This window comes from Kocuria sp. cx-455, assembly GCF_057707085.1.
The window spans coordinates 192,851-213,119 of the sequence record NZ_JBYIPM010000001.1 but is presented as its reverse complement, the minus strand read 5'-3'; the positions used below and the strand labels follow the sequence as shown (position 1 = coordinate 213,119).

16 protein-coding genes, 1 tRNA gene and 1 pseudogene are annotated in these 20,269 nt (G+C 68.3%); 7 read left to right on the top strand and 11 right to left on the bottom strand.

What is annotated here, in order from left to right:
- Position 1: 1 nt before the first annotated feature.
- The gene (locus tag AC3ENJ_RS00995; RefSeq protein WP_431812765.1) at positions 2-748 is read right to left on the bottom strand and encodes a 4'-phosphopantetheinyl transferase family protein; all 747 of its coding nucleotides are present in this window, start codon (positions 746-748) and stop codon (positions 2-4) included.
- A gap of 99 nt (positions 749-847) precedes the next feature.
- On the opposite strand from AC3ENJ_RS00995, the gene AC3ENJ_RS00990 reads away from it, so the two are divergent.
- The 3 genes and pseudogenes from AC3ENJ_RS00990 to AC3ENJ_RS00980 all read left to right on the top strand — a co-directional run bounded on the left by AC3ENJ_RS00990 (position 848) and on the right by AC3ENJ_RS00980 (position 3,776).
- A complete protein-coding gene (locus tag AC3ENJ_RS00990; protein ID WP_431812764.1) occupies positions 848-1,876 on the top strand; it encodes a FecCD family ABC transporter permease in 1,029 nt (342 codons plus the stop codon).
- 110 nt (positions 1,877-1,986) lie between these two features.
- Positions 1,987-2,958, top strand: a pseudogene (locus tag AC3ENJ_RS00985) (FecCD family ABC transporter permease).
- Positions 2,955-3,776 (top strand): ABC transporter ATP-binding protein, encoded by an 822-nt coding sequence (locus AC3ENJ_RS00980; protein WP_431812763.1) that lies wholly within the window; start codon positions 2,955-2,957, stop codon positions 3,774-3,776. Before AC3ENJ_RS00985 ends, AC3ENJ_RS00980 begins: the two are co-directional and overlap by 4 nt.
- 31 nt (positions 3,777-3,807) lie before the next feature.
- Here the strand turns inward: AC3ENJ_RS00980 and AC3ENJ_RS00975 are convergent, their stop codons facing one another.
- The 4 genes from AC3ENJ_RS00975 to AC3ENJ_RS00960 are packed head-to-tail and all read right to left on the bottom strand — an operon-like array spanning position 3,808 to position 8,898.
- Positions 3,808-5,715 (bottom strand): ABC transporter ATP-binding protein, encoded by a 1,908-nt coding sequence (locus AC3ENJ_RS00975; RefSeq protein ID WP_431812762.1) that lies wholly within the window; start codon positions 5,713-5,715, stop codon positions 3,808-3,810.
- The gene (locus AC3ENJ_RS00970; RefSeq protein WP_431812761.1) at positions 5,712-5,951 is read right to left on the bottom strand and encodes a P-loop NTPase family protein; all 240 of its coding nucleotides are present in this window, start codon (positions 5,949-5,951) and stop codon (positions 5,712-5,714) included. Before AC3ENJ_RS00970 ends, AC3ENJ_RS00975 begins: the two co-directional genes overlap by 4 nt.
- Complete coding sequence (locus AC3ENJ_RS00965; protein WP_431812760.1) at positions 5,873-6,634, bottom strand: AMP-binding protein; 762 nt, start codon at positions 6,632-6,634, stop codon at positions 5,873-5,875. The genes AC3ENJ_RS00970 and AC3ENJ_RS00965 overlap by 79 nt, the downstream gene beginning before the upstream one ends.
- Complete coding sequence (locus AC3ENJ_RS00960) at positions 6,517-8,898, bottom strand: condensation domain-containing protein (RefSeq protein ID WP_431812759.1); 2,382 nt, start codon at positions 8,896-8,898, stop codon at positions 6,517-6,519. Before AC3ENJ_RS00960 ends, AC3ENJ_RS00965 begins: the two co-directional genes overlap by 118 nt.
- Before the next feature lie 110 nt (positions 8,899-9,008).
- Between AC3ENJ_RS00960 and AC3ENJ_RS00955 the strand changes: the two genes are divergently transcribed.
- Positions 9,009-9,230 carry a phosphopantetheine-binding protein gene (locus AC3ENJ_RS00955; protein ID WP_190807155.1) on the top strand — a complete coding sequence of 74 codons (222 nt, stop codon included), beginning with the start codon at positions 9,009-9,011 and terminating at the stop codon, positions 9,228-9,230.
- 24 nt (positions 9,231-9,254) lie between these two features.
- Here the strand turns inward: AC3ENJ_RS00955 and AC3ENJ_RS00950 are convergent, their stop codons facing one another.
- The 3 genes from AC3ENJ_RS00950 to AC3ENJ_RS00940 all read right to left on the bottom strand — a co-directional run bounded on the left by AC3ENJ_RS00950 (position 9,255) and on the right by AC3ENJ_RS00940 (position 12,690).
- The gene (locus tag AC3ENJ_RS00950) at positions 9,255-10,166 is read right to left on the bottom strand and encodes an SDR family NAD(P)-dependent oxidoreductase (RefSeq protein WP_431812758.1); all 912 of its coding nucleotides are present in this window, start codon (positions 10,164-10,166) and stop codon (positions 9,255-9,257) included.
- 91 nt (positions 10,167-10,257) lie between these two features.
- Positions 10,258-11,940, bottom strand: coding sequence for an energy-dependent translational throttle protein EttA (gene ettA / locus AC3ENJ_RS00945; protein WP_431812757.1), 1,683 nt, complete (start codon positions 11,938-11,940; stop codon positions 10,258-10,260).
- Between the two features lie 147 nt (positions 11,941-12,087).
- Positions 12,088-12,690, bottom strand: coding sequence for a single-stranded DNA-binding protein (locus tag AC3ENJ_RS00940; RefSeq protein WP_431812756.1), 603 nt, complete (start codon positions 12,688-12,690; stop codon positions 12,088-12,090).
- 248 nt (positions 12,691-12,938) lie between these two features.
- Here AC3ENJ_RS00940 and AC3ENJ_RS00935 point away from each other — a divergent pair.
- A tRNA-Arg gene (locus tag AC3ENJ_RS00935) sits at positions 12,939-13,011 on the top strand.
- 474 nt (positions 13,012-13,485) lie between these two features.
- Here AC3ENJ_RS00935 and AC3ENJ_RS00930 read toward each other — a convergent pair.
- Together AC3ENJ_RS00930 and glnA are read right to left on the bottom strand one after the other, a co-directional pair.
- The gene (locus AC3ENJ_RS00930; protein WP_431812755.1) at positions 13,486-16,557 is read right to left on the bottom strand and encodes a bifunctional [glutamine synthetase] adenylyltransferase/[glutamine synthetase]-adenylyl-L-tyrosine phosphorylase; all 3,072 of its coding nucleotides are present in this window, start codon (positions 16,555-16,557) and stop codon (positions 13,486-13,488) included.
- 11 nt (positions 16,558-16,568) lie between these two features.
- Complete coding sequence (glnA, locus tag AC3ENJ_RS00925) at positions 16,569-17,912, bottom strand: type I glutamate--ammonia ligase (RefSeq protein WP_190807151.1); 1,344 nt, start codon at positions 17,910-17,912, stop codon at positions 16,569-16,571.
- A 168-nt stretch (positions 17,913-18,080) separates the two neighbouring features.
- Between glnA and panB the strand changes: the two genes are divergently transcribed.
- Positions 18,081-18,935 (top strand): 3-methyl-2-oxobutanoate hydroxymethyltransferase, encoded by an 855-nt coding sequence (gene panB, locus AC3ENJ_RS00920; RefSeq protein WP_431812754.1) that lies wholly within the window; start codon positions 18,081-18,083, stop codon positions 18,933-18,935.
- 65 nt (positions 18,936-19,000) lie between these two features.
- Here the strand turns inward: panB and AC3ENJ_RS00915 are convergent, their stop codons facing one another.
- On the bottom strand, positions 19,001-19,177 hold the full coding sequence (locus tag AC3ENJ_RS00915; RefSeq protein ID WP_190780219.1) for an SPOR domain-containing protein: 177 nt from the start codon (positions 19,175-19,177) through the stop codon (positions 19,001-19,003).
- Positions 19,178-19,365: 188 nt separating this feature from the next.
- On the opposite strand from AC3ENJ_RS00915, the gene map reads away from it, so the two are divergent.
- Complete coding sequence (map, locus tag AC3ENJ_RS00910) at positions 19,366-20,262, top strand: type I methionyl aminopeptidase (RefSeq protein WP_190780218.1); 897 nt, start codon at positions 19,366-19,368, stop codon at positions 20,260-20,262.
- Positions 20,263-20,269: the final 7 nt, after the last annotated feature.

Genomic DNA, 20,269 nt, shown 5'->3' with positions numbered 1-20,269 from the left:
ACTACCGCTGAGGGGACGACCTTGCCGGGGTCAGTGCCGCGGCCGTGAGCAGCAGCCCGTCCGTCACGGCCCATCGACCGCGCACCACGAGCACCTCCCCGTCCGGGGTGGGCAGCGGTCGCGGCAGTTCCACGGTGAACGTCCCGTCCGTGTGCACCGCGGCGTCCACCTCCTCGAAGCCGAGCCACTCCCGGCGCAGCGGGTACCACAGCTTGTACGTGGCCTCCTTGAGGCTGAAGACCACCCGGTCCCACGCGATCTCCGGGACCGCCGCGCTCAAGTGCCCCACGCGACGTTTTTCGGGCGGTGTGAGCGTGAGCTCCATGACATCCGCGGGCAGCGGGAGGTGGGGTTCGGCGTCGATGCCCACGCCCGTGACCTCGCCGCGGCGCGCCACGGCCGCCGCCCGCAAACCGTCGCAGTGGGTGATGCTGCCCACCACACCGGCCGGCCACAGGGGTTCCCCCCGGCTGCCCCGGCCGATACTCCCGTCCGGGACCCCGAGGCGCCGCAGGGCCTCGTGAGCGCACGCGCGACCGGTCGTGAACTCGGCAACCCGCGAGGGCACGGCGGCGGCCACGGCGCGCGCCTCGGCCGGGTCCAAGCGCACCATGACGTTGTGTGACGCCGCCACTACGATGACGGCGGGTGGCAGGAGCGCAGCGTACGCGCGGGCGGCGGTGGAACTCCCGCCGTGGTCAGGTGCGTCATCGCGCGGTGCCCCCGCCGGATCGGCGTGTCGTTCCAAGGGCACCTCCGTGAGTCGGGGCGCCGTCGCGCCACGTGAGTCCCGGCGTGTCCCCGGGGATACCAAGTTAGGTTAGCCTAACCATGATGGAAATGGGGCGTGCTGAACCAGCGGACCACGCGAACGCGCGCCCTTCTGCACGCCGTTGTCCTGATCGTCCTGCTTGTACTGGTGCTCGCGTGCGCGGCCACGAGCTTGTTCTTCGGATCCCGCCTGGTACCCCCGACGGACGTGTGGCAGGGGCTCGTGCACCCGGAGACCGCCCCCGAGGACATCGCGGTCCTCGTGCGTGAACAACGCCTGCCGCGCATGGCCATGGGCGTGGCCGTGGGAGCCGCGCTCGGCCTCGCCGGGGCGTTGACGCAGGGACACGCGTGCAATCCGCTGGCGGATCCCGGGCTGCTGGGCATCACGAGCGGTGCGGCGCTGATGATCGTGGGCGCCGCCTTCTTCCTGGGCGTCACGGACCCCGCCGTGCAGGTGTGGTTCGCGTTCGCGGGAGCCGTGCTGGGGGCCGCGATCGTGTTTGTCATCAGCGCGCTGAGCGGCGGCGCAACCAACCCGCTGACCATCATCCTGGCCGGCTCGGCGCTGACGGCATTCCTCACGGCCATGACCACGATGCTGGTGCTCTCCGGCCGCGCGGCGCTGGACGTCCAGCGGTTCTGGCAGGCCGGTTCCGTGGCGGGGCGTGAGATGAGCGTGCTCTACGGCGTGCTGCCCTACCTGCTCTTGGGTGCGATGCTGGCCCTGCTCTCCGGACGGTCGCTCACGCTGTTGGGCCTCGGCGACGCCGCCGCGAGCTCCCTGGGCGTACGTCCCACCCTGGTGCGCTGGGTCGGGTTCGTGGCCATCGTGATCCTCTCGGGGGCCGCCACCGCGGTGGCCGGCCCCATTGGTTTCGTGGGGTTGATCGTCCCCCACGTCGCGCGCATCCTGGGCGGCCCCGACTACCGCTGGGTGATCCCCGCCTCGGCACTGCTGGGAGCGATCCTCGTGGTCGCCGCGGACACCGTGGGTCGGCTGGTGACACTCCCGTCCGAGGTGCAGGCCAGCATCATGCTCGCCCTCGTGGGAGCCCCCGTCTTTATCCTCCTGGTCCGCAGACGCTCCCCGGTGACACTGTGAGCACCGCCCAGCACAGGACCGCCACCGAGCGGCCGCGCCCCGTGACCTCGGCGACCTACGTGCGCCTGGGTAGTTGCCTCCTGCCCGTGCACGTGCGCTCCGCGGTGGTCATGGTGATCACCGCTGTGCTGGGGTGCGTCGTGTTCGTCGCGGGCCTGGGCATGGGAGACTACCCGCTCCCGATTTCCACGGTCGTCGACGTCCTCACCGGCGGCGGCACGCGGCTGGAACGCACGGTCGTCTTCGACTGGCGGCTGGCCCGCTCCCTCGTGGCGCTGGCCGTGGGCCTCGCTCTGGGCATGGCCGGTGCCATCACCTAGAGCACGGCCCGCAACGCGCTCGCGAGCCCGGACGTGCTCGGCATCACGATGGGTGCCGCCGCGGCCGCCGTGATCGCCATTGGATACGGATCGGTGGGGACCAACAGTCCCGTGCTGATCCCCGCGGTCGCGATCATGGGTGGCGCACTGACCGCCGCGCTCATCCTGCTCCTCGCCCGGGGGACCGGCGGGCAGACATACCGCATGGTGCTGATCGGCATCGGGGTGAACTCCATGCTGGGCTCCGTGGTCAGCTTCATCCTGGTCAACGCGGCATCGGACACTGCCGCCATGGCCACCCTCTGGTTGACGGGCAGCGTCAACGGCCGGGGTATGGCCCAGTTCGTGCCCGTGATGGTCGTGCTGCTCGTGGTCTGCCTCTTGGTGCTGCCCACCGCGCGGGATCTGAGCCCGCTGCAGCTGGGCGAGAGTTCGGCGTCCTCGCTCGGCGTGGACGTCTCCCGCCGCCGGTTGCTGTTGCTCGTCGCGGCCGTGGTGCTCACGGCGGTGGCCGTGGCCGCGGCGGGTCCGGTGGCGTTCGTCGCCTTCGTGGCGCCCCAGCTCGCGGTGCGCTTGCAGGCCACCGCGCACCCGCCGCTCATGGGCAGTGCGGTGTGCGGCGGGGTGCTCGTGCTCGTCGCTGACCTCGTGGCCCGGGTCCTGCTGCCGTGGGAGCTGCCCGTGGGCGTGGTGACCGCGGCTATCGGCGGCCCGTTCCTGTTGTACGTACTCGTGACCCGACGCCGGAGGACCACCCTGTGAGCGCATCAACCGCACCCGCCCACCGCTTGCGCGCCGAGACCGTGAACGTGGGCTACGGCCAGAAGACCGTGCTGGAACGGCTGTCCCTCGAGATCCCGGACCACGCCGTGACCACGATCATCGGACCCAACGGTTGCGGCAAGTCCACCCTGCTGCACGCTCTCGGTCGCCTCCTGCCGCCGAGTTCCGGGCGGGTCACACTCGACGGTACCGATCTCTACTCGCTGTCCCCCAGGCAGGCCGCCCGGTCCCTGGGCCTGCTCCCCCAGACACCCATCGCCCCGGAGGGCATGACCGTCTCGGAACTCGTGGCGCTGGGCCGCCACCCGTACCACACCTGGCTGCGGCCGTGGTCCGTGGCCGATGACGACCATGTGCGGCACGCCCTTGAGCTCACCGCGGTCGCGGACCTGGCCGACCGGCCCCTCGAATCGTTGTCCGGCGGCCAGCGGCAGCGAGTCTGGCTGGCCATGACGCTGGCGCAGGACACCGACATCGTGTTGCTCGACGAACCCACGACCTACCTGGACCTCGCCCACTCCCTGGACCTGCTGGACCTGATCGACGACCTACGCGGGGAGAACGGGCGCACGGTGGTCATGGTGCTGCACGACCTGGTTCTGGCCACGCGCTACAGCGACCACCTGGTGGTGATGAGCGAGGGCCGGGTCGCGGCCTCCGGTCATCCCTCCGAGGTGATCACGGAGTCCTTGCTGGAGGAGCTCTTCGGGTTGCGCGCGCGGGTGATCGAGGACCCCGTGAGCGACCGGCCCCTGATCGTGCCCATCGGGCGGCGGCACGCCAACTTCACGCGCTGAACGATCCGTCCCGAGGGCGGAGCCACGCTGGTCAGCGCTGTGCAGTGCCGCCCTCGTTGGCGCCGTCCTCGTGCGCGTGGGAGGCCTCCCACAGCTGCGCGTAGCGCCCGCCTCGGGCCAGCAGCCCTTCGTGGGTGCCCTCCTCGATCACGGCCCCGTCAGCCATCACGAGGATCCGGTCGCACAGCGCCGCCTGATCGAGGTGGTGGATCACCGTGATCGCCGTGCGCTCGCGACTGACCTCGGCCACCGCCCGCGCCAGGATCTCCGTCTCGCCGCGTGCGGCACGCGAGACCGGTTCGTCCAGGACGACGACGCTCGGGCCCAGCAGCGCGACGCGCGCGAGGGCGAGTTGCTGACACCGCATGTCCCCGAGGACGGGGCTGCCGTCGAACACGGGGGTGTCCAGCCCTTCGTGCAGCTCCTCGACCCACTCGGCGAGGCCGACGGCGCGCAGGGCATCCCACACGGCGCGGTCCCCCGAATTCGGTGCGGCCAGGGTCAGGTTCTCGCGCAGGGTCCCCGAGAAGACGTGGCTCTCCTGGGACACGAGCGCGACCACGAGAGCCCGCTCCGCGGGCGGCAGGGCGTGGGGGTCCTGCCCCGCGATCCGCACCGCACCGCGCGACGGGGTGCGCACGCCGGCCACGACGGCGGCCACCGTGGACTTGCCCGCGCCGGAGGCTCCCACGAGGGCCACGGAGGCCCCGGGCGCCACGTCGAAGCTCACGTCCGCCACCGCGCGCCGCTCACCGTAATGCACGTCCAGGTCACGCACGACCACCGGGGCAGCGGCGCGGGACCCGGCGGCCGCGGAACCGGCGGAACCGGTCCGGGCGGCGGCGGCGTCGGAGGTCGTGGGCACCGCGGAACGCGCACCGGAATGGTCCGAGCCGATCCGCACGAGGCCCACGATGCGCCCCAGGGACGTGTACGCGGACTGCAACTGGTCGAGCATCATCAGGGCGGTGCCGATGGGGTTGTAGAGACGCAGGAAGAACAGGACGGCCGTGGTCGCGGCACCCAGCGTGACCGCGCCGGTGTCGAGCAGCACGAACGCGGTCCCCAGCAGCGCGCTCAGACCCAGCAACTCGGCGAGGTTCACGCCGCCGAACAAGCGGGTGGTCGCGATCTGCGTGAGCACCACCAGGCGCGAGACGACCCACGAGGGCACCACGAGCCGGCGCCGCATGAACCCGCCGGCGCGGAACCCGCGGATCACGGACCCGCCACGGACGGCGTCGAGCACCATGCCGGCGCGGACGGCGCGCTGGGCACGTTCGGCGCGGTACAGGGGCGGGGCCTGTCGCAGGTAGCGGCGCACGGCCACCGCGTAGACGGGCACCGTGACGACCACGAGCACCACGGCGAACGCCCAATGAGTCCCGACCATCCCGGCCACGGTGACCACGATGCCGGTGACGGCGGCAATGGCCGAGGGCAGAGCGGTGTTAACGGCGGAGGTGACCGCGGCGACGTCGTCGCTGGAGCGCGAGATGACCTCTCCGGAGCCCACGGCCTCGGCGCGCTCCTGGTCGAGGGTGAGTGCGGCGGCCACGGCGTCCTCGCGCAGGGAGGCCACCACCCGGTCCGCGGCACCCGCCGACCACGCCGTGCCGAGCCCGTTGAGTGCGGAGCCCACCGCGAGCGCGATCAGCAACACGGCGAGCACGCGCCACGGATCGCCGTCCCCGATCAGGAGGCGGTGTGAGACGTTGCCGGTCACGGCGTCCACGACGATCCCCAGCACCAGGGGCATCACGAGTCCGCAACCCGCCGAGGCCAGTAGCACCACCAGGGAACCGAGTGTCCGGGGCAGTTGCGGGCGCAGCCGGCGCCCCACCGCCCCGAGGACCTCGCGGCCACCGGCGCGCGGCAGCGTGGTGGGAACCGGGGTGAGCGCGGGATCCCGCGTGTGCTCCTGCTGGGTGGTCCTCACGACGTCGCTCCTTCTGCGGTGTGTTCGGGTGCCACGTCCTGCTCGGTCACCGTGAGCACGCGGTCGGCCGCGGCGCACCACACCTCGGAGGCGCTGAGTACCACGGTGGCGGCGCCGCGGCGGTGGGCGGCCACGGCCCGGGCCACGCTCACCTCGGTCACGGTGTCCAAGGCGGAGGTGGGCTCGTCGAGCACGAGCAGCGAGGAGCGGGCGGCCAGCGCCCGGGCGAGGACCACGCGCTGGCGCTGCCCGCCGGAGAGGTGACGGCCGGCCTCACCGGGGCCGGCGGCGCGGGCAGGGCCGCCCGATCAACCTTGCCGCCCACGGTCACGGGGAACGCGTCGAGCACCACGACGTGCGCGGGCACGAGGTGCGACGGCGCCCGGCGGGCCAGGTCGTTTCGCACGCCGGCGGCATCGATCGTGGCGCCGCGCGCGGGCACCACGTGGGCCACGAGACTCACGTCCTGGTCCTGGCCCATGACCCCCACCACGGCGCCGGCCACGCCCGGGACCTCGTGGAGCAGGGCCTCGACCTCGGCCGGCTCCACACGCTGACCGCGGATCTCCACCTGGTCGTCCGCGCGGCCCAGCAGCAGGTAGCCCACGCCGGGTTCCCAGCGGGCCAGGACACCCGTGCGGTAGAGGCGCCCGCCGGGGGTGAACGGATCCGCCACGAAGTGGGTGGCGGTCTCGATCGGTCGCGCCCGGTAGCCTCGCGCGAGCTGGGGGCCACCCAGGTAGAGCTCTCCCGTCTCACCGTCCGGGACGGGCTGCAGGTCGGAGTTCAACAGGTGCGCGCTCAACCCGGCCAGGGGGCGGCCGATCGTGGGGGTCCGCCCAAGCACCCGGGCCGCCGCGGCGTCGACCGTGGACTCGGTGGGCCCGTAGAGGTTCCAGGCGAGTTCCCCGGACGCCACGACGTCTGCCACAGGGAGGCCGGCAGGGTCTCGCCTCCCAGGATCAAGGTCGCGGGAGCGGGCAGCTGCAGCAGACCGAACTCCACGAGCACCCCCGCCAGTGAGGGCGTGGAGTCGAGGACGTCGATCCCGTCCTCGCTCAGGGCGCCCAGGAACGCGAGGGCGTCCCCGGTGAGCGCGGCGTCGTAGACGTGCACCGTGTGCCCGCCGAAGAGCCACGACAACTGGTCCAGTGCGGCGTCGAACGTGAAGGACGCCGTGTGCGCCACGTGCAGGTGGCTCGCGCCGCTGTGGCGCTGGGACGGGGGGAAGAGCAGCGCGCGATGGTGGGCGATCAGGTGACCGAGTGCGGCGCGCGTGACTTCCACGCCCTTGGGGCGGCCGGTGGTACCGGACGTGTGCAGCAGGTAGGCCAGGTTCTCGGGCCCCACGGTGACCGCGATATCGGCCGCGGGCGCCTCCCAGTCGATCCGCTCCCACAGGATGCGCTGGGCCCCGGGGCGCAGGGAGGGATCGCCGTCGGCATCCGTGACGACGACGTCCGCGCCACCATCGTCGGTGGTCGCACGACGCCGCTCGGCCGGGTGCGCGCGGTCCAACGCTTGGAACGCGCCGCCCGCGAGCAACGTGGCCAGCATGCCCACGACCATCTCGTGGCCGCGGGGCAGGTCGAGAACCACCACCTCCTCGACCGTCACGCCCGCCTCCGCGAGCAGTCGCGCCAGGACGCGGACTCGGCGCACCAACTCGGTGCCGGTGAGGGAGGTGCGCGCGTCCACCAGGACGGGCTCGTCCGGGCTCGTCAGCGCGATCCGTTCGATGGCCTCGGTGAGGTCCACGGGCGTGAAGTGACCGTTCTCCGCACCTGCCGCGGGGGCCGCCGAGCGGCGCCGCGCGATGGCCGCCTCCTCGGCGTCGTCGAGTGCGGAGATCGCACCCAGCCGTGGCGCGCCGGGGGCCACGAGACGGCGCAGCAACGTGACGAAACCACGCACGCGGGCGGTCGCCCGATCCCGGGAGACGCGGGTCGGATCGGTCTCGAAACCCAGGTGGATCTCGGTGCCGTTGTCGGTGGACACCGGGGTCACGGTCAGACCCATGTCCTCGGGCGGGCCGCCGGCCACGTTGCGCAGCAGCCCCGGGACGCCGCGGAAGTCGAGTGCGGGGTTGAAGACCTTCACATTGGCTCCCACGCCGTGCAGCAGCCCGCCGGCACCGGGGACGCCCAGAGCGCCGGGGAGGTCCTCACCGCGGAAGCGCTGGTGCTCGCGCATGCCCACCATGGCGTCGGAGACTTTTCTCGCGAGGCTCGCGGCGGTGTCCGCCCCGGAGACGGCCACCCGCAGGGGCAGCACGTTCACGGCCATCGCGGGGGTCTTCAGGGTGGCCGGTGTCGTGCGCACCATCATGGGCAGCGCCACGACCACGTCCTGCTGGCCCGTGAGCCGGTGGACGTAGCCGGCGTATGCGCCGAGCAGCACGTCGACCCAGGTGCACCCGGCCGCGGAGCCCAGTTCCTTGAGGCGGTGGCTGTCCTGCGGGGTGAGCGTCTGCCGCAGGTGCACGGTGCGCCCGCCGGAGCGCTCGGCGCCGCCCTCGCGGCCACCCACCGGCGGCAGCGGGGTCATGGCGTCGACCCAGTAGCGTTCGTCCGCTTTGCGCTGCTGGCTGCCCCGGTACTTCAGGTCTTCTTCGACGAGCTCGCGAAGGGGGCGGTAGCCCGTCGCCGGTGCGGGCTCGCCCGTCAGTCCCGCGCGGTAGAGCGCAGCGATCCGGCGGCTCAGGCGCGCAGCCGAGTACCCGTCGATCACCAGGTGGTGATAGAGCTGCACGAGCCACACGTGCTGCTCGCTCAGGCGCAGGATCACGTAGCGGAAGAGTTCGCGCTCCGCCATGGGGGCGCAGTGCCGAGCCATGTCCGCGCGCTGCTCGTCCACTACGGCGGCGGCGAGTGCGAACGGGTCCGGGGCCGCACGCAGGTCGACCGCGCGGGGTCGGTACCCGGTGGGACTCACGACGCATTGTTGCGCCCGGCCCTCGTGCTCGCGAACTCGGAGCCGCAGGGTCTCGGTCTCGGCCACGGCCTCGCCGACGGCGCGGGCCAGCCGGTCGACGTCCACGTCACCCGGGCCGATCTCCACGACCTCGCCCACCACGTAGTAGGGGGACGACGGATTCAGCCGTTGGGCGTTCCAGATCCCTTCTTGCGCACCGGTCAACGGGAACCACTCGGCGGGGTCGGGGAGGCTGGGCGAAGAGACCATGCGAGGCTGGTGTTCCTTTCTGGGAAGGATGAGCACATCGCGCATCGTGGCACATATTTAGGTTAGGCTAACCTTAGTTAATTATTGCCGTCATCTCGAGAGGATTACACGTGCCGGACATTGTTGAGGAGCTGCGACTCGAGGTTGCCACCGCATTGGGCGTTGCGCCCGGACAGGTGGACACCGGTGCCGATCTGACGGATCTCGGACTCGACTCCGTGCGTTTAATGGGTGTGGTCGAGGGGATCATTGCCCGCGGCTACGACGTCGACTACGTGGACCTTGCCGAGGACCCCCGGCTCGACGCCTGGCGGGGCCTGCTCGAGGGCTGATCGCCCGCACGGGCTGCACACGCTTCACGGTGCGTGCCGCCCGTTGTGGTGGGCCCAGGGCGTCAATGCTGGGCGGCGCCGCCGTCCACGGTGAGCACCTGCATGGTCATGTGCCGTGATGACTCCCCCAGCAGGAACCCCACGACACCGCTTACGTCCCCCGGGCGCCCGACCCGCCCCAGCGGGATGCCCGTCTTGAAGACCCCCGGCCCCCCCCCCGACCATGTGTGCGGAGCGGTCCTCGCCACCCCACATGCCCATGACCATGGCTGTCATGGTGGTGCCGGGGGCCACGACATTTGCCAGCACCCCGTAACGGGCCGATTCCAGTCCGAGGCTCGTGGTGAAGTGCGTGGCCGCCGCTTTCGACGCCGCGTAGGCCGCCATGTGCGCGCGGGGCACCACCGAGGAGTTCGAGGAGATCGTCACGAGGCTGCGCCGGTTGGCCGGGTCGTGGTCGCACTGGGCCACCATCACGCGCAGGGTCTCGCGGCTGACCCGGAACACCCCGGTGGCGTTCACGGCCATGACGCGCTGCCACTGGGCCTCGTCCGTCTCCAGGACGGTGCCCGTCTCCAAAGTGCCGGCCGCGTTGACCAGACCCACGAGCGGGGGCATGGACGCGGCGATCTCATCCAGGGCGCGGGCAACCTCCGCGCCGTCGAACACGGAGCACCCGCGGTAGGACAGGCGTCCAGTCGCCGCCCCGCGGCCGATCACGGCCAACGCCTCTGCGGTCTGCTCCGTGGGGGCGAGCTCCTGCCACGGGTTTCCCTCCGGCAGGTCGAGGGCCGCAACGGCGTAGCCGCGGGTGAGCAGGTCCGCGACGAGGGCGGTTCCCATTCCACCGGCCGCCCCGGTGACCACCACGGTCTCGAAGTCGAGGGCCCGGGCGGGCAGGGCATCGGATGGTGTCATCTCGTTGTAGTCCGGCACGAAGGTAAGCCTAACCTAACCCCCCGAAAATGCGCATCGCCCCGCGGTCCACGAGGGGACCACGGGGCGATGAAGTGGCGCGTTGAGGACGTCAGTCGCGCGTGAGGCGACGGTGCGTGAGGCGCTTGGGCCGTGCGGCGTCGGGGCCGAGACGCTCCACCTTGTTCTCCTCGTAGGCTTCGAAGTTACCCTCGAACCAATACCAGTTGTCCGGGTTCTCCTCGGTGCCTTCCCAGGCGAGGATGTGGGTGGCCACCCGGTCCAGGAACCACCGGTCGTGGGATACCACCACGGCGCAGCCGGGGAATTCCAGCAGCGCGTTCTCCAGGGAACCCAGGGTTTCCACGTCCAGGTCGTTGGTGGGCTCATCCAGCAGCAGCAGGTTACCGCCCTGCTTGAGCGTCAGCGCCAGGTTCAGACGGTTGCGCTCACCACCGGAGAGCACACCGGCCTTCTTCTGCTGATCCGGGCCCTTGAACCCGAACGCGGAGACGTACGCGCGGGACGGCATTTCGACCTTGCCCACGTTGATGTAGTCCAGGCCGTCCGAGACGACCTCCCACAGGGTCTTCTCCGGGTCGAGGTTCTCACGGTTCTGATCCACGTACGAGATCTGGACCGAGTCGCCCACCTTGAGCTCGCCGCCGTCGAGCGGCTCGAGACCCACGATGGTCTTGAACAGCGTGGACTTACCCACACCGTTGGGACCGATCACGCCCACGATGCCGTTGCGGGGCAGCGAGAAGGACAAATCATTGATGAGTGAACGGTCGCCGAAACCCTTCTCCAAGTCCTCAGCTTCGATCACCAGGTTGCCCAAACGGGGTCCCGGGGGAATCTGAATTTCTTCGAAGTCCAACTTGCGGGTCTTCTCCGCCTCCGACGCCATTTCTTCGTAGCGAGCCAGACGCGCCTTGGACTTGGCCTGACGGCCCTTGGCGTTGGTGCGCACCCAGTCGAGTTCTTCCTTGAGGCGCTTGGCCTGCTTGGCGTCCTTCTTGCCCTGGACCTCCATGCGCTTGGCCTTGGTGTCCAGGTAGGTGGAGTAGTTGCCCTCGTAGGGGTACAGGCGACCGCGGTCGACCTCACAGATCCACTCGGCCACGTGATCCAGGAAGTACCGGTCGTGGGTCACGGCCAGAACGGCACCGTGGTACGCGGCCAGGTGCTGCTCAAGCCACAGCACGGACTCGGCGTCCAAGTGGTTGGTCGGCTCGTCGAGCAGCAGCAGGTCCGGTTTCTGCAGCAGCAGCTTGCACAGCGCGACACGACGCCGCTCACCCCCGGAGAGGACCTTCACGTCCGCTTCGGGCGGCGGGCAACGCAGCGCGTCCATGGCCTGCTCGAGCTGGGAGTCGAGGTCCCACGCATTCGCGGCGTCGATCTCTTCCTGCAGCTTGCCCATTTCTTCCATGAGCGCATCGAAGTCCGCGTCGGGCTCGGCCATTTCGGCGGAGATCTCGTTGAAGCGATCGAGCTTGCCTTTGATCTCGCCAACGCCCTCTTCGACGTTGCCTAGAACGGTCTTCTCTTCGTTCAACGGCGGTTCCTGCAGCAGGATACCCACGGAGTAACCGGGGCTCAGCCGGGCCTCACCGTTGGAGGGCTGGTCGATGCCGGCCATGATCTTAAGGATGGTCGATTTACCAGCACCGTTGGGACCCACAACGCCGATCTTGGCGCCGGGGTAGAACGACATGGTGACATCGTCCAGAATGACTTTGTCACCCACCTTCTTGCGGGCTTTGGACATGGTGTAAATGAATTCCGCCATACCCTCCAGGCTACCGCGCCCGCACGCCTCCTCCAGCCACGTTCAGCTCCCGGCACGCAACTCCCCCGGCGACGCCGCTCCGTTGCGTTACCGGGGTCACATGCGGGCCCCGGCAACGCACGGTAGGCAGTTGCGGTCGGGGCGTTTTCAGTCGCTCCCCACGCCCACCGGGGTGCGCTCCTTGGAGTCCTCCTCCGAGTCCTCCGTCCCGTCCGGGTCACGGGGCAGATTGTTCAGGGACGTGAAGGCGTGATCGGGATCGGAGCGGATGATGACCCCGTGACCGTGCTCATCCAGCCGCTCGTTGTCCTGCAGCCCCGCAATTTTCGCACCGCTGTCATCCTGGGTGGATTCGTCCGCGTCACCGGCGGCCGTCTGCGGACGCTGACCCTGGCCACCCGTGCGGGAGAAGTTGGCCGTGCCGAAGTTGAGGTCGTGGCCAATGGCGGTGGCGTCCACCTGAACCGTGGTGCGGGGACCGTTGTCGGACATCCACTCCTGGACTTGCAGCTTCCCGGTCACCATGACCGGCTGCCCACAGCGCACGCTGTTCATCACGTGCATGGCCAAGCCGCGGAAACACCGGATGGAGTACCAATTGGTGTGGACATCGATCCAGGTGTTCTTCTCGGCGTCGAACCGGCGCGTGGTGGTGGCCAGGCGGAAACGCGCGGCAACGGTGCCGTCCTCGAACAGGTGGGACTCGGGATCTTTGCCGACGAATCCTCGGAGGGTGATGTGCTCGGGCATGGGATGCTCCTTCGTTTGAGCCATCCCCGTGGCTCGTGACACCGCGAGGACGGAACCTGTGCCCCGAAATTCAGGGGTGGTCCCACGCTCCCGTGTTCACACGGCTGAGGAGACAAAGGCACTCCAAAATGTGGATTGCCTTCGTGAGCTCGTGCTCGTCTCCCACGGTGTGCAGTTGCCACGCCGCGGGAACATTGCCCATCCCGCGCTCAACCGTTGCTAGACTGTATTGGCGCTTCACGCGCTCCGCCTCGGTAGCTCAGTGGATAGAGCAGGAGCCTTCTAATCTCTTGGTCGGGGGTTCGATTCCCTCTCGGGGCACCTATGTCCTGCGGTGACACCTGGGGGGCCGGTGGAACCCTTTTCCCTCGCGGGAAGGGTTCCACCGGCCCCTCAGACGTTGCAGGGGGTCCTACCCGACCCCGGCGAGCACACGCCTGGTACCACGGGCCATCTGTACCCGGTGACACCTTCCCCGCGAGGGGCTGCCTCCGCGCGGTATCGCGGTACCGCGAGCTCATCGACGTTGCGACCACGACGTCCGATCCCCTGCATCCTCGTCGACGATGGAGCCAAGAACCGCCGGTTCCTGGGCGTCACCGTCAATCATCGTGCACCGTGGCCCTGGGTAAGGGTCCTACTGTCAACCAGAATGCCCGCTGCTGACTATCCAGGGCACCGGAAATCCTGCAATGACGTCTGAGGGGCCGGTGGAACCCTTTTCCCTCGCGGGAAGGGTTCCACCGGCCCCTCAGATGTTAGTAGCGGTCCCAGCGGCCCCGCAGGCGCGCATGCCTAGTGACCGTAGAACACTTTCTCGAACACGGTGCGCGACTGCCGGGTGATCCGCAGATAGTCCTCTTCCAGTTGCGAGGCCGAACCGGGTTCATAACCGATCCACCGGGCCACGGCTTCCAGGTCCACGCGGCGGGAGGGAACGGAGTCCGAGGAGCGACCGGAACGCAGCACGTTGCCGTTGCGGATGGCGGTGGCCAAGGTCCACGCACTCTTGAGCACCTGGGCGTCCTGCGGTGCCAAGAGGTTGGCCTCGACCGCGGCTTCCAGAGCGGCGAGGGTGGAGGTGGTCCGCAGGCCGGCCACCTCGTGCCCGTGCTGCAGTTGCAACAGTTGAACCAGCCACTCCACATCAGCGAGCCCGCCGCGGCCCAATTTCACCTGCCGGTTGGGATCCGCGCCGCGCGGCATCCGCTCGTTCTCCACACGTGCCTTCATGCGGCGCACGTCGATGAGCTGACGCTCCGTGAAGTCGGATGGATACCGGAATCGGTCGAACACGCGAACGAGCGCTGCCGCAACATTCTCGCTGCCCGCCATGTAACGAGCTCGCGTGAGGGCCTGGAACTCCCACGTCTGAGCCCACCGGTCGTAGTACTGGGCGAAGGATTCGACCGAACGCGCCATGGGCCCTTGCTTACCTTCGGGCCGCAGATCATTGTCGATCTCCAGTGTCCGCTCGGCAATGATGGGTGGCTTGCACGGCATCTTGAGCAATTGCACCATGCGCAAGAAGATCGTCTCGGCCTGCGACCGGGCTTCACCGGGTTCGAATCCCTCGCGCGGTTCGAAGGCGTACATGACGTCCGCGTCCGATCCGTAACCGATCTCGCGCCCACCCTGGCGGCCCATGGCCACGACCATCACGTCCGCCCCGTTCTCCTTGTCCTCGCCTTCGCAGAACTCCCGCTGGGCAATGTACAAAGCACCCATCACGGTGGCCTGATCGACGTCCGAGAGTCCCGCGACGACCGTCTCGACCGAGGCCAGACCGCTCGTGTCAGCGAGCGCGATGCGTAGCTGCTCGCGACGTCGGACCTGGCGAATCGCGCGAATGGCCTCGTCCGGTTCGGGGTGCCGTTGCAGCTGGGTGCGCATTTCCTTGGTGAGCTCATCCAGGGTGCGCGGGCGCAGTTGGGGGTCGTCCCCGAGCCATGCAACGGACTGCGGAGACGTTTCCAGCAGGTCCGAGACGTACCGGGAACTGGACAGGATCTGGCACAGCCGCTCGGCCGCAGCGTTGGAGTCGCGCAACAAGCGCAAGAACCACGGCGTGTTGCCCATGGCCTCGGTGATCTTCCGGAAGTTGAGCAGACCTGCGTCCGGGTCCACGCCCTGCGCGATCCAGTCCAACAGCACGGGCAGCAGGGTGCGGAGAATCTCCGCCCGGCGACTGACGCCCCGGGAAAGAGCTTCGATGTGACGCATTGCCGCTTTGGTGTCCTGGTATCCGAGGGCGGCCAAACGGTCCAGGGCGGATTCGGTCGTGAGCGTGGTGTCCGCGGGGGCGTTGGCGAGCGCGGCGAGCATGGGGCGGTAGAAAATCCGCTCGTGCATGGTGCGCACCGACCGCTTGACCTTGGTCCAATTCTCGCTCAGCGCCTTACCCGTGGGGTGGGTGTGCTCCCCCGCCCCGTCCACGGACCGGGCCACCACGGACAGCTCCCGCTCGTCGCGTGGCATCAGGTGGGTGCGACGCATACGGAACAGCTGGATGCGGTGCTCGAGCAGGCGCAGCCACCGGTAATTGCGGTGGAACTCGTCGCCGTCACTGCGGGAAATGTAACCGCCGGCGGACAGCGCCACGAGAGAATCGGTAGTGGCTTTGGTGCGCACCGTTTCATCGCTGCGCCCGTGAACGAGCTGCAGCAACTGCACCGTGAATTCGACGTCGCGCAGGCCCCCCGGGCCCAACTTGATCTGTCGATCGCGGTCCGCTTCGGGAATGTTGTCCGTGACACGGCGTCGCATGCCCTGGACGGATTCCACGAAGCCCTCGCGTTGCGCCGATGACCAGACGAAGGGGCTGATGGCGGTTTCGTAACGCTCGCCCAGGTCAATGTCCCCCGCGATGGCTCGGGCCTTGAGCAACGCCTGGAACTCCCAGGACTTGGCCCACCGCTTGTAGTACTGCACGTGTGAATCCAGTGTGCGCACGAGCGGCCCGTCCTTGCCCTCGGGCCGGAGGTTGGCGTCCACTTCCCACAGAGCCGGTTCCGGCCCGGTCGTCATGACGGCGTGTGCCATGCCGGACGCCAGGCTCGTGGCGATTTCCGCGGCCAGCTGCTCGTCCGGTCCCTCCTGCTGGTCAGCGGCTCGAATGTCGACGACGTACACGACGTCCACGTCGGAAATATAGTTCAGCTCGCGGGCACCACACTTACCCATCCCGATCACGGCCAGCCGTACCTGATCGACCAGCGCGCGGCCCCAGTGTTCGTTGGCTTCCGCGCGTGAGACGGCCAAACCCGCTTCAAGAGCGGCACCGGCCAAATCAGCGAGCTGGCGCCCCACGGACGGCATGTAGTCCACCGGATCCAAGGCACCGACGTCGCGAATGGCGACTTTGGTGATCCCCCGCCGGTACGCGACCCGTAATGCTTTGTAGGCTTCTTCGCCGGTTTCAGTGGCGGTGGGGACGTCGGATTCGGGATCCGCGCCCACCGCTTCCAACAGGGCGTCCCGGAAGACCTCCGCTTTGTCGTGCCCGGGCTGGTCCTGTGGCTCGATGTCCAACAGATCCAGGTTCTGCGGGGCCCGCAGCAGGAATTCGCCGAGCGCCTCGGAGGCACCCAACAGCCGGAACATGGTCTCGGACTTCGCCGGGTCCCCGTTGACTCGTTTCGCGATCTCCGGATGCCGTTCGATCAATCGGACGATCAGCTGCAGCGCCACATCCGGGGAGGCGGAATGCGCCAGGCCGTTGAGCAGCAACTGCAGATCGACGCCGTCGAGCTCGCGAAAACCCAGCCAGCGCCGCGCGTTGGTGACGTCCGCGAAACCGATGGAGATCAGCCGTTTGGCCGAGATCTTTTCCGCGCGTTCCTTGGCACTTCCGTCCGTGGCGCTCATCCCGACCACGCCTACAGGATTCCCAGGTTGGTCCGCAGCTCGTAGGGGCTGACCTCCACCCGGTAATTGTCCCAATCTCGGCGCTTATTGCGCAGGAAGTAATCGAAAACCTGCTCCCCGAGCAGTTCCGCCATGAACTCCGAGTCCTCGGTCTGTCGGATGGCCTCGTGCAGGCTCGTGGGCAGCGGCTGGTGGCCCACGGCGCGGCGCTCGGCGCTACTCATGGCGAACACATCGTCCATTTCCACCGGCGGCAGCTCGTACTCGTTCTCGATGCCCTTGAGCCCCGCTCCCAACAGTGCCGCGTAGGAGAGATACGGGTTGGTGGCCGAATCGATACCGCGATACTCGATACGCGAGGACTGCACCTTGTCCGGCTTGTAAAGCGGTACCCGTACCAGGGCGGACCGGTTGTTGTGACCCCAGGACATGTAGGACGGCGCTTCGTCGCCGGCCCACAGCCGCTTGTAGGAGTTCACGAACTGGTTGGTGACCGAGGTGAACTCGGGTGCGTGGCGCAACAGTCCGGCAATGAAGTGACGGCCTACCTTGGACAACCGGAACTCCGCACCGGCTTCGTAGAACGCGTTGGTGTCCCCCTCGAACAACGAGAAGTGGGTGTGCATGCCCGAACCGGGCTGACGGGAAAACGGTTTGGGCATGAACGTCGCATAAATGCCCTGGGACAGCGCCACTTCCTTGACGATCGTGCGGAACGTCATGATGTTGTCCGCCGTCTGCAGGGCGTCCGCGTAGCGCAGGTCGATCTCGTTCTGCCCGGGCCCGGCCTCATGGTGGGAGAACTCCACGGAAATCCCCACGGCTTCGAGCATGCTCACCGCGGTGCGGCGGAAGTCCTGGACCACACCCCCGGGGACGTGATCGAAATACCCCTCGTAGTCCACGGGCGTGGGCTCACCGGTCGTGGCGTCCAGCTCCGAGGAGCGCAGCAGGTAGAACTCGATTTCCGGAGCGGTGTAACACGTGAAACCCATGTCCGCGGCCTTGTTCAGGACTCGTCGGAGCACACCGCGCGGGTCGGAGGCCGAGGGTTCCCCGTCCGGGGTTTTGAGGTCGCAGAACATCCGCGAGGTGGGTTCCTCGTCCCCCCGCCAGGGCAGTAACTGGAATGTGGAGGGGTCCGGCTGGAGCAGCATGTCGGATTCGTACACGCGCGAGAGCCCCTCGATGGAGGAGCCGTCAAAGCCCAGACCCTCGTCGAAAGCGGCCTCCACCTCCGCCGGGGCCAGGGCCACGGACTTGAGCGTTCCCACGACATCGGTGAACCACAGCCGGACGAATCGTACGTCACGATCCTCAATGGTTCGCAAAACGAATTCTTGCTGCCGATCCATGTGGGGCCACCTCGGGTATCTCGACCGTGTTGCGGATGTTCTCGCGGCCCCGTGACGTCTGCATCACAGCTGAGCCGCTCCCCCAACTCTAACGGCAGGCCCCGCACGCGGACACGACGCGAGATCTCACGGCGAGTGCGGCGTCGTCGGCGGCGGTACCCTGGACCAATGACCGCTACACCCCCGTCAGATCAAGCTTCCAACGCGCCTTCGTTGAGCGAGGTGACCCGCGTGCGCACCGTGCATTTGCAACGAGCCAAGGCGCAGGGCGAAAAATTCGCGATGCTCACCAGTTATGACGCCCTGACGGCCGCGATTTTCGACGGCGCCGGCGTGGACGTTCTGCTCGTGGGGGACTCCGCGGGCAACAACGTGCTGGGCTACGAAACCACCCTTCCGGTCACGCTCGAGCACATGATTCCTTTGGCCGCCGCGGTCTCCCGCGCCGCCCGGCGCGCCCTGGTGGTGGTGGATCTGCCGTTCGGTTCCTACGAGGAGTCCCCGGAGCAGGCCGTCCGCTCCTCCGTGCGCATCATGAAGGAAACCGGGGCCCACGCCGTCAAGATCGAGGCGGGTGCGGACCTCTGCGACCATGTGGCCGCGGTGGTGCGCGCGGGCATCCCCGTGATGGGGCACGTGGGCTTCACCCCCCAATCCGAACACGCCCTGGGCGGTTATCGGGTCCAGGGCAAGGGCGACGCCGCGGCCGCACTGATTGCCGACGCCCGCGCCGTGCAGGCGGCCGGCGCGTTCGCCGTGGTCCTCGAAATGGTCTCCGCAGACGCCGCGGCCCGGGTCGAGGACGCGCTTGTCATTCCCACCGTGGGTATTGGCGCCGGAAACTCCACCACGGGTCAGGTGCTCGTGTGGCAGGACATGCTGGGACTGCGAACCGGACGGATGCCGCGCTTCGTCAAGCAGTACGCCCAGTTGTCTCAGATTATCGGGGACGCCGTGGGCAGCTACGTGACGGACGTGAAATCCGGGCGGTTTCCGGCCGAGGAGAACAGCTTCCGCGGCTGATGCCGACAGGAGCACGGCGGTGGCCCGGACCAAGAGGTCCGGGCCACCGTTGATATCGGGGTATCTCAGTCGCCCTTGTAGGCGGCGTCCTCGTCGTCCCAGCGCTTGGTGTTCTCCGCCGCGGTCTTCAGCGCGCGTGACGCTTCTTCGCGGGTCGGGTACGGACCCATGAGCTGGCGGTAGTCGTCCTTGGGACCTTCTTCCACCTGCTTGGTGTACAGGTTGTACCAGTACTCGGCCATGACTCTGCCTCCTTCGCACGGCGCTGCGCGCCCTGTCGGTCGGTGGATCCGGGTGCAAAACTGCGGGATCCCGGCTCGGCTCTGCTCCGAGCGTCTAAGGATTAGGCTAGTGCCAAGACACATGCCGAGCCCGCACTCGCGTCGGCTCGGCATCCACCTTTTCAACCCGTTGGAGGCAACGACCCACCGTGACATCGCACAATTTGGCCCCAGCCCCCGGTTCCACCGCTCCGATCGGTGATTTGAAACCGGGGATCATTGGTTCCTCTCGATTCGTCCCCGCGTCCATTCCCCGTCCCGAGTACGTAGGTCGGATGGAGCCCAACGAAGGCAGGGGCTCCAATATTTACACCCCCGAGGAAATCGAATTGGTTCGTGAGGCCGGCCGGATTGCGGCACAGGCCCTGGAACTGGCCGGGGCGGCAGCCCAGCCCGGAGTGACCACGGACGAACTGGATCGCCTGGCCCACGAATACATGTGCGATCACGGGGCCTACCCTTCGTGCCTGGACTACCGGGGTTTCCGCAAGTCGATTTGCACCTCTCTCAATGAGGTCATCTGCCACGGAATCCCGGACTCCACCGTGCTCGAGGACGGTGACATCGTGAATCTGGATGTCACCGCGTACAAGAACGGCATGCACGGGGACACCAATGCGACCTTCTTGGTGGGAGACGTGGACGAGGATTCCCGCTTACTGGTGGAGCGCACCCGAGAAGCCACTCACCGCGCTATCAAGGCCGTGCGTCCGGGCCGTGAGATCAATGTGATCGGGCGGGTCATCGAGAAATACGCCAAGCGTTTCAACTACGGTGTCGTGCGCGATTTCACCGGACACGGCGTGGGGCGCGAATTCCACTCGGGTCTGATCATCCCCCACTACGACGCCGCGCCCAGTTACAACACCGAGATGACTCCGGGGATGATTTTCACGATCGAGCCCATGCTCACCCTGGGATCGATTGCGTGGGACCAGTGGGAAGACGATTGGACCATCACCACCTCCGACAAGCGCCGCACCGCCCAGTTCGAACACACCATGGTTGTGACTGAAGACGGCGTGGACGTACTCACCCTGCCGTAAACTAACC

Coding starts and splice junctions, on each gene's coding strand:
- glnA (WP_190807151.1), bottom strand. CDS start 17,912: ATGGATCGGCAGCAAGAATTCGTTTTGCGAACCATTGAGGATCGTGAC.
- AC3ENJ_RS00915 (WP_190780219.1), bottom strand. CDS start 19,177: ATGGCCGAGTACTGGTACAACCTGTACACCAAGCAGGTGGAAGAAGGT.
- AC3ENJ_RS00940 (WP_431812756.1), bottom strand. CDS start 12,690: ATGCCCGAGCACATCACCCTCCGAGGATTCGTCGGCAAAGATCCCGAG.
- AC3ENJ_RS00960 (WP_431812759.1), bottom strand. CDS start 8,898: ATGGTCTCTTCGCCCAGCCTCCCCGACCCCGCCGAGTGGTTCCCGTTG.
- AC3ENJ_RS00930 (WP_431812755.1), bottom strand. CDS start 16,557: ATGAGCGCCACGGACGGAAGTGCCAAGGAACGCGCGGAAAAGATCTCG.
- ettA (WP_431812757.1), bottom strand. CDS start 11,940: ATGGCGGAATTCATTTACACCATGTCCAAAGCCCGCAAGAAGGTGGGT.
- panB (WP_431812754.1), top strand. CDS start 18,081: ATGACCGCTACACCCCCGTCAGATCAAGCTTCCAACGCGCCTTCGTTG.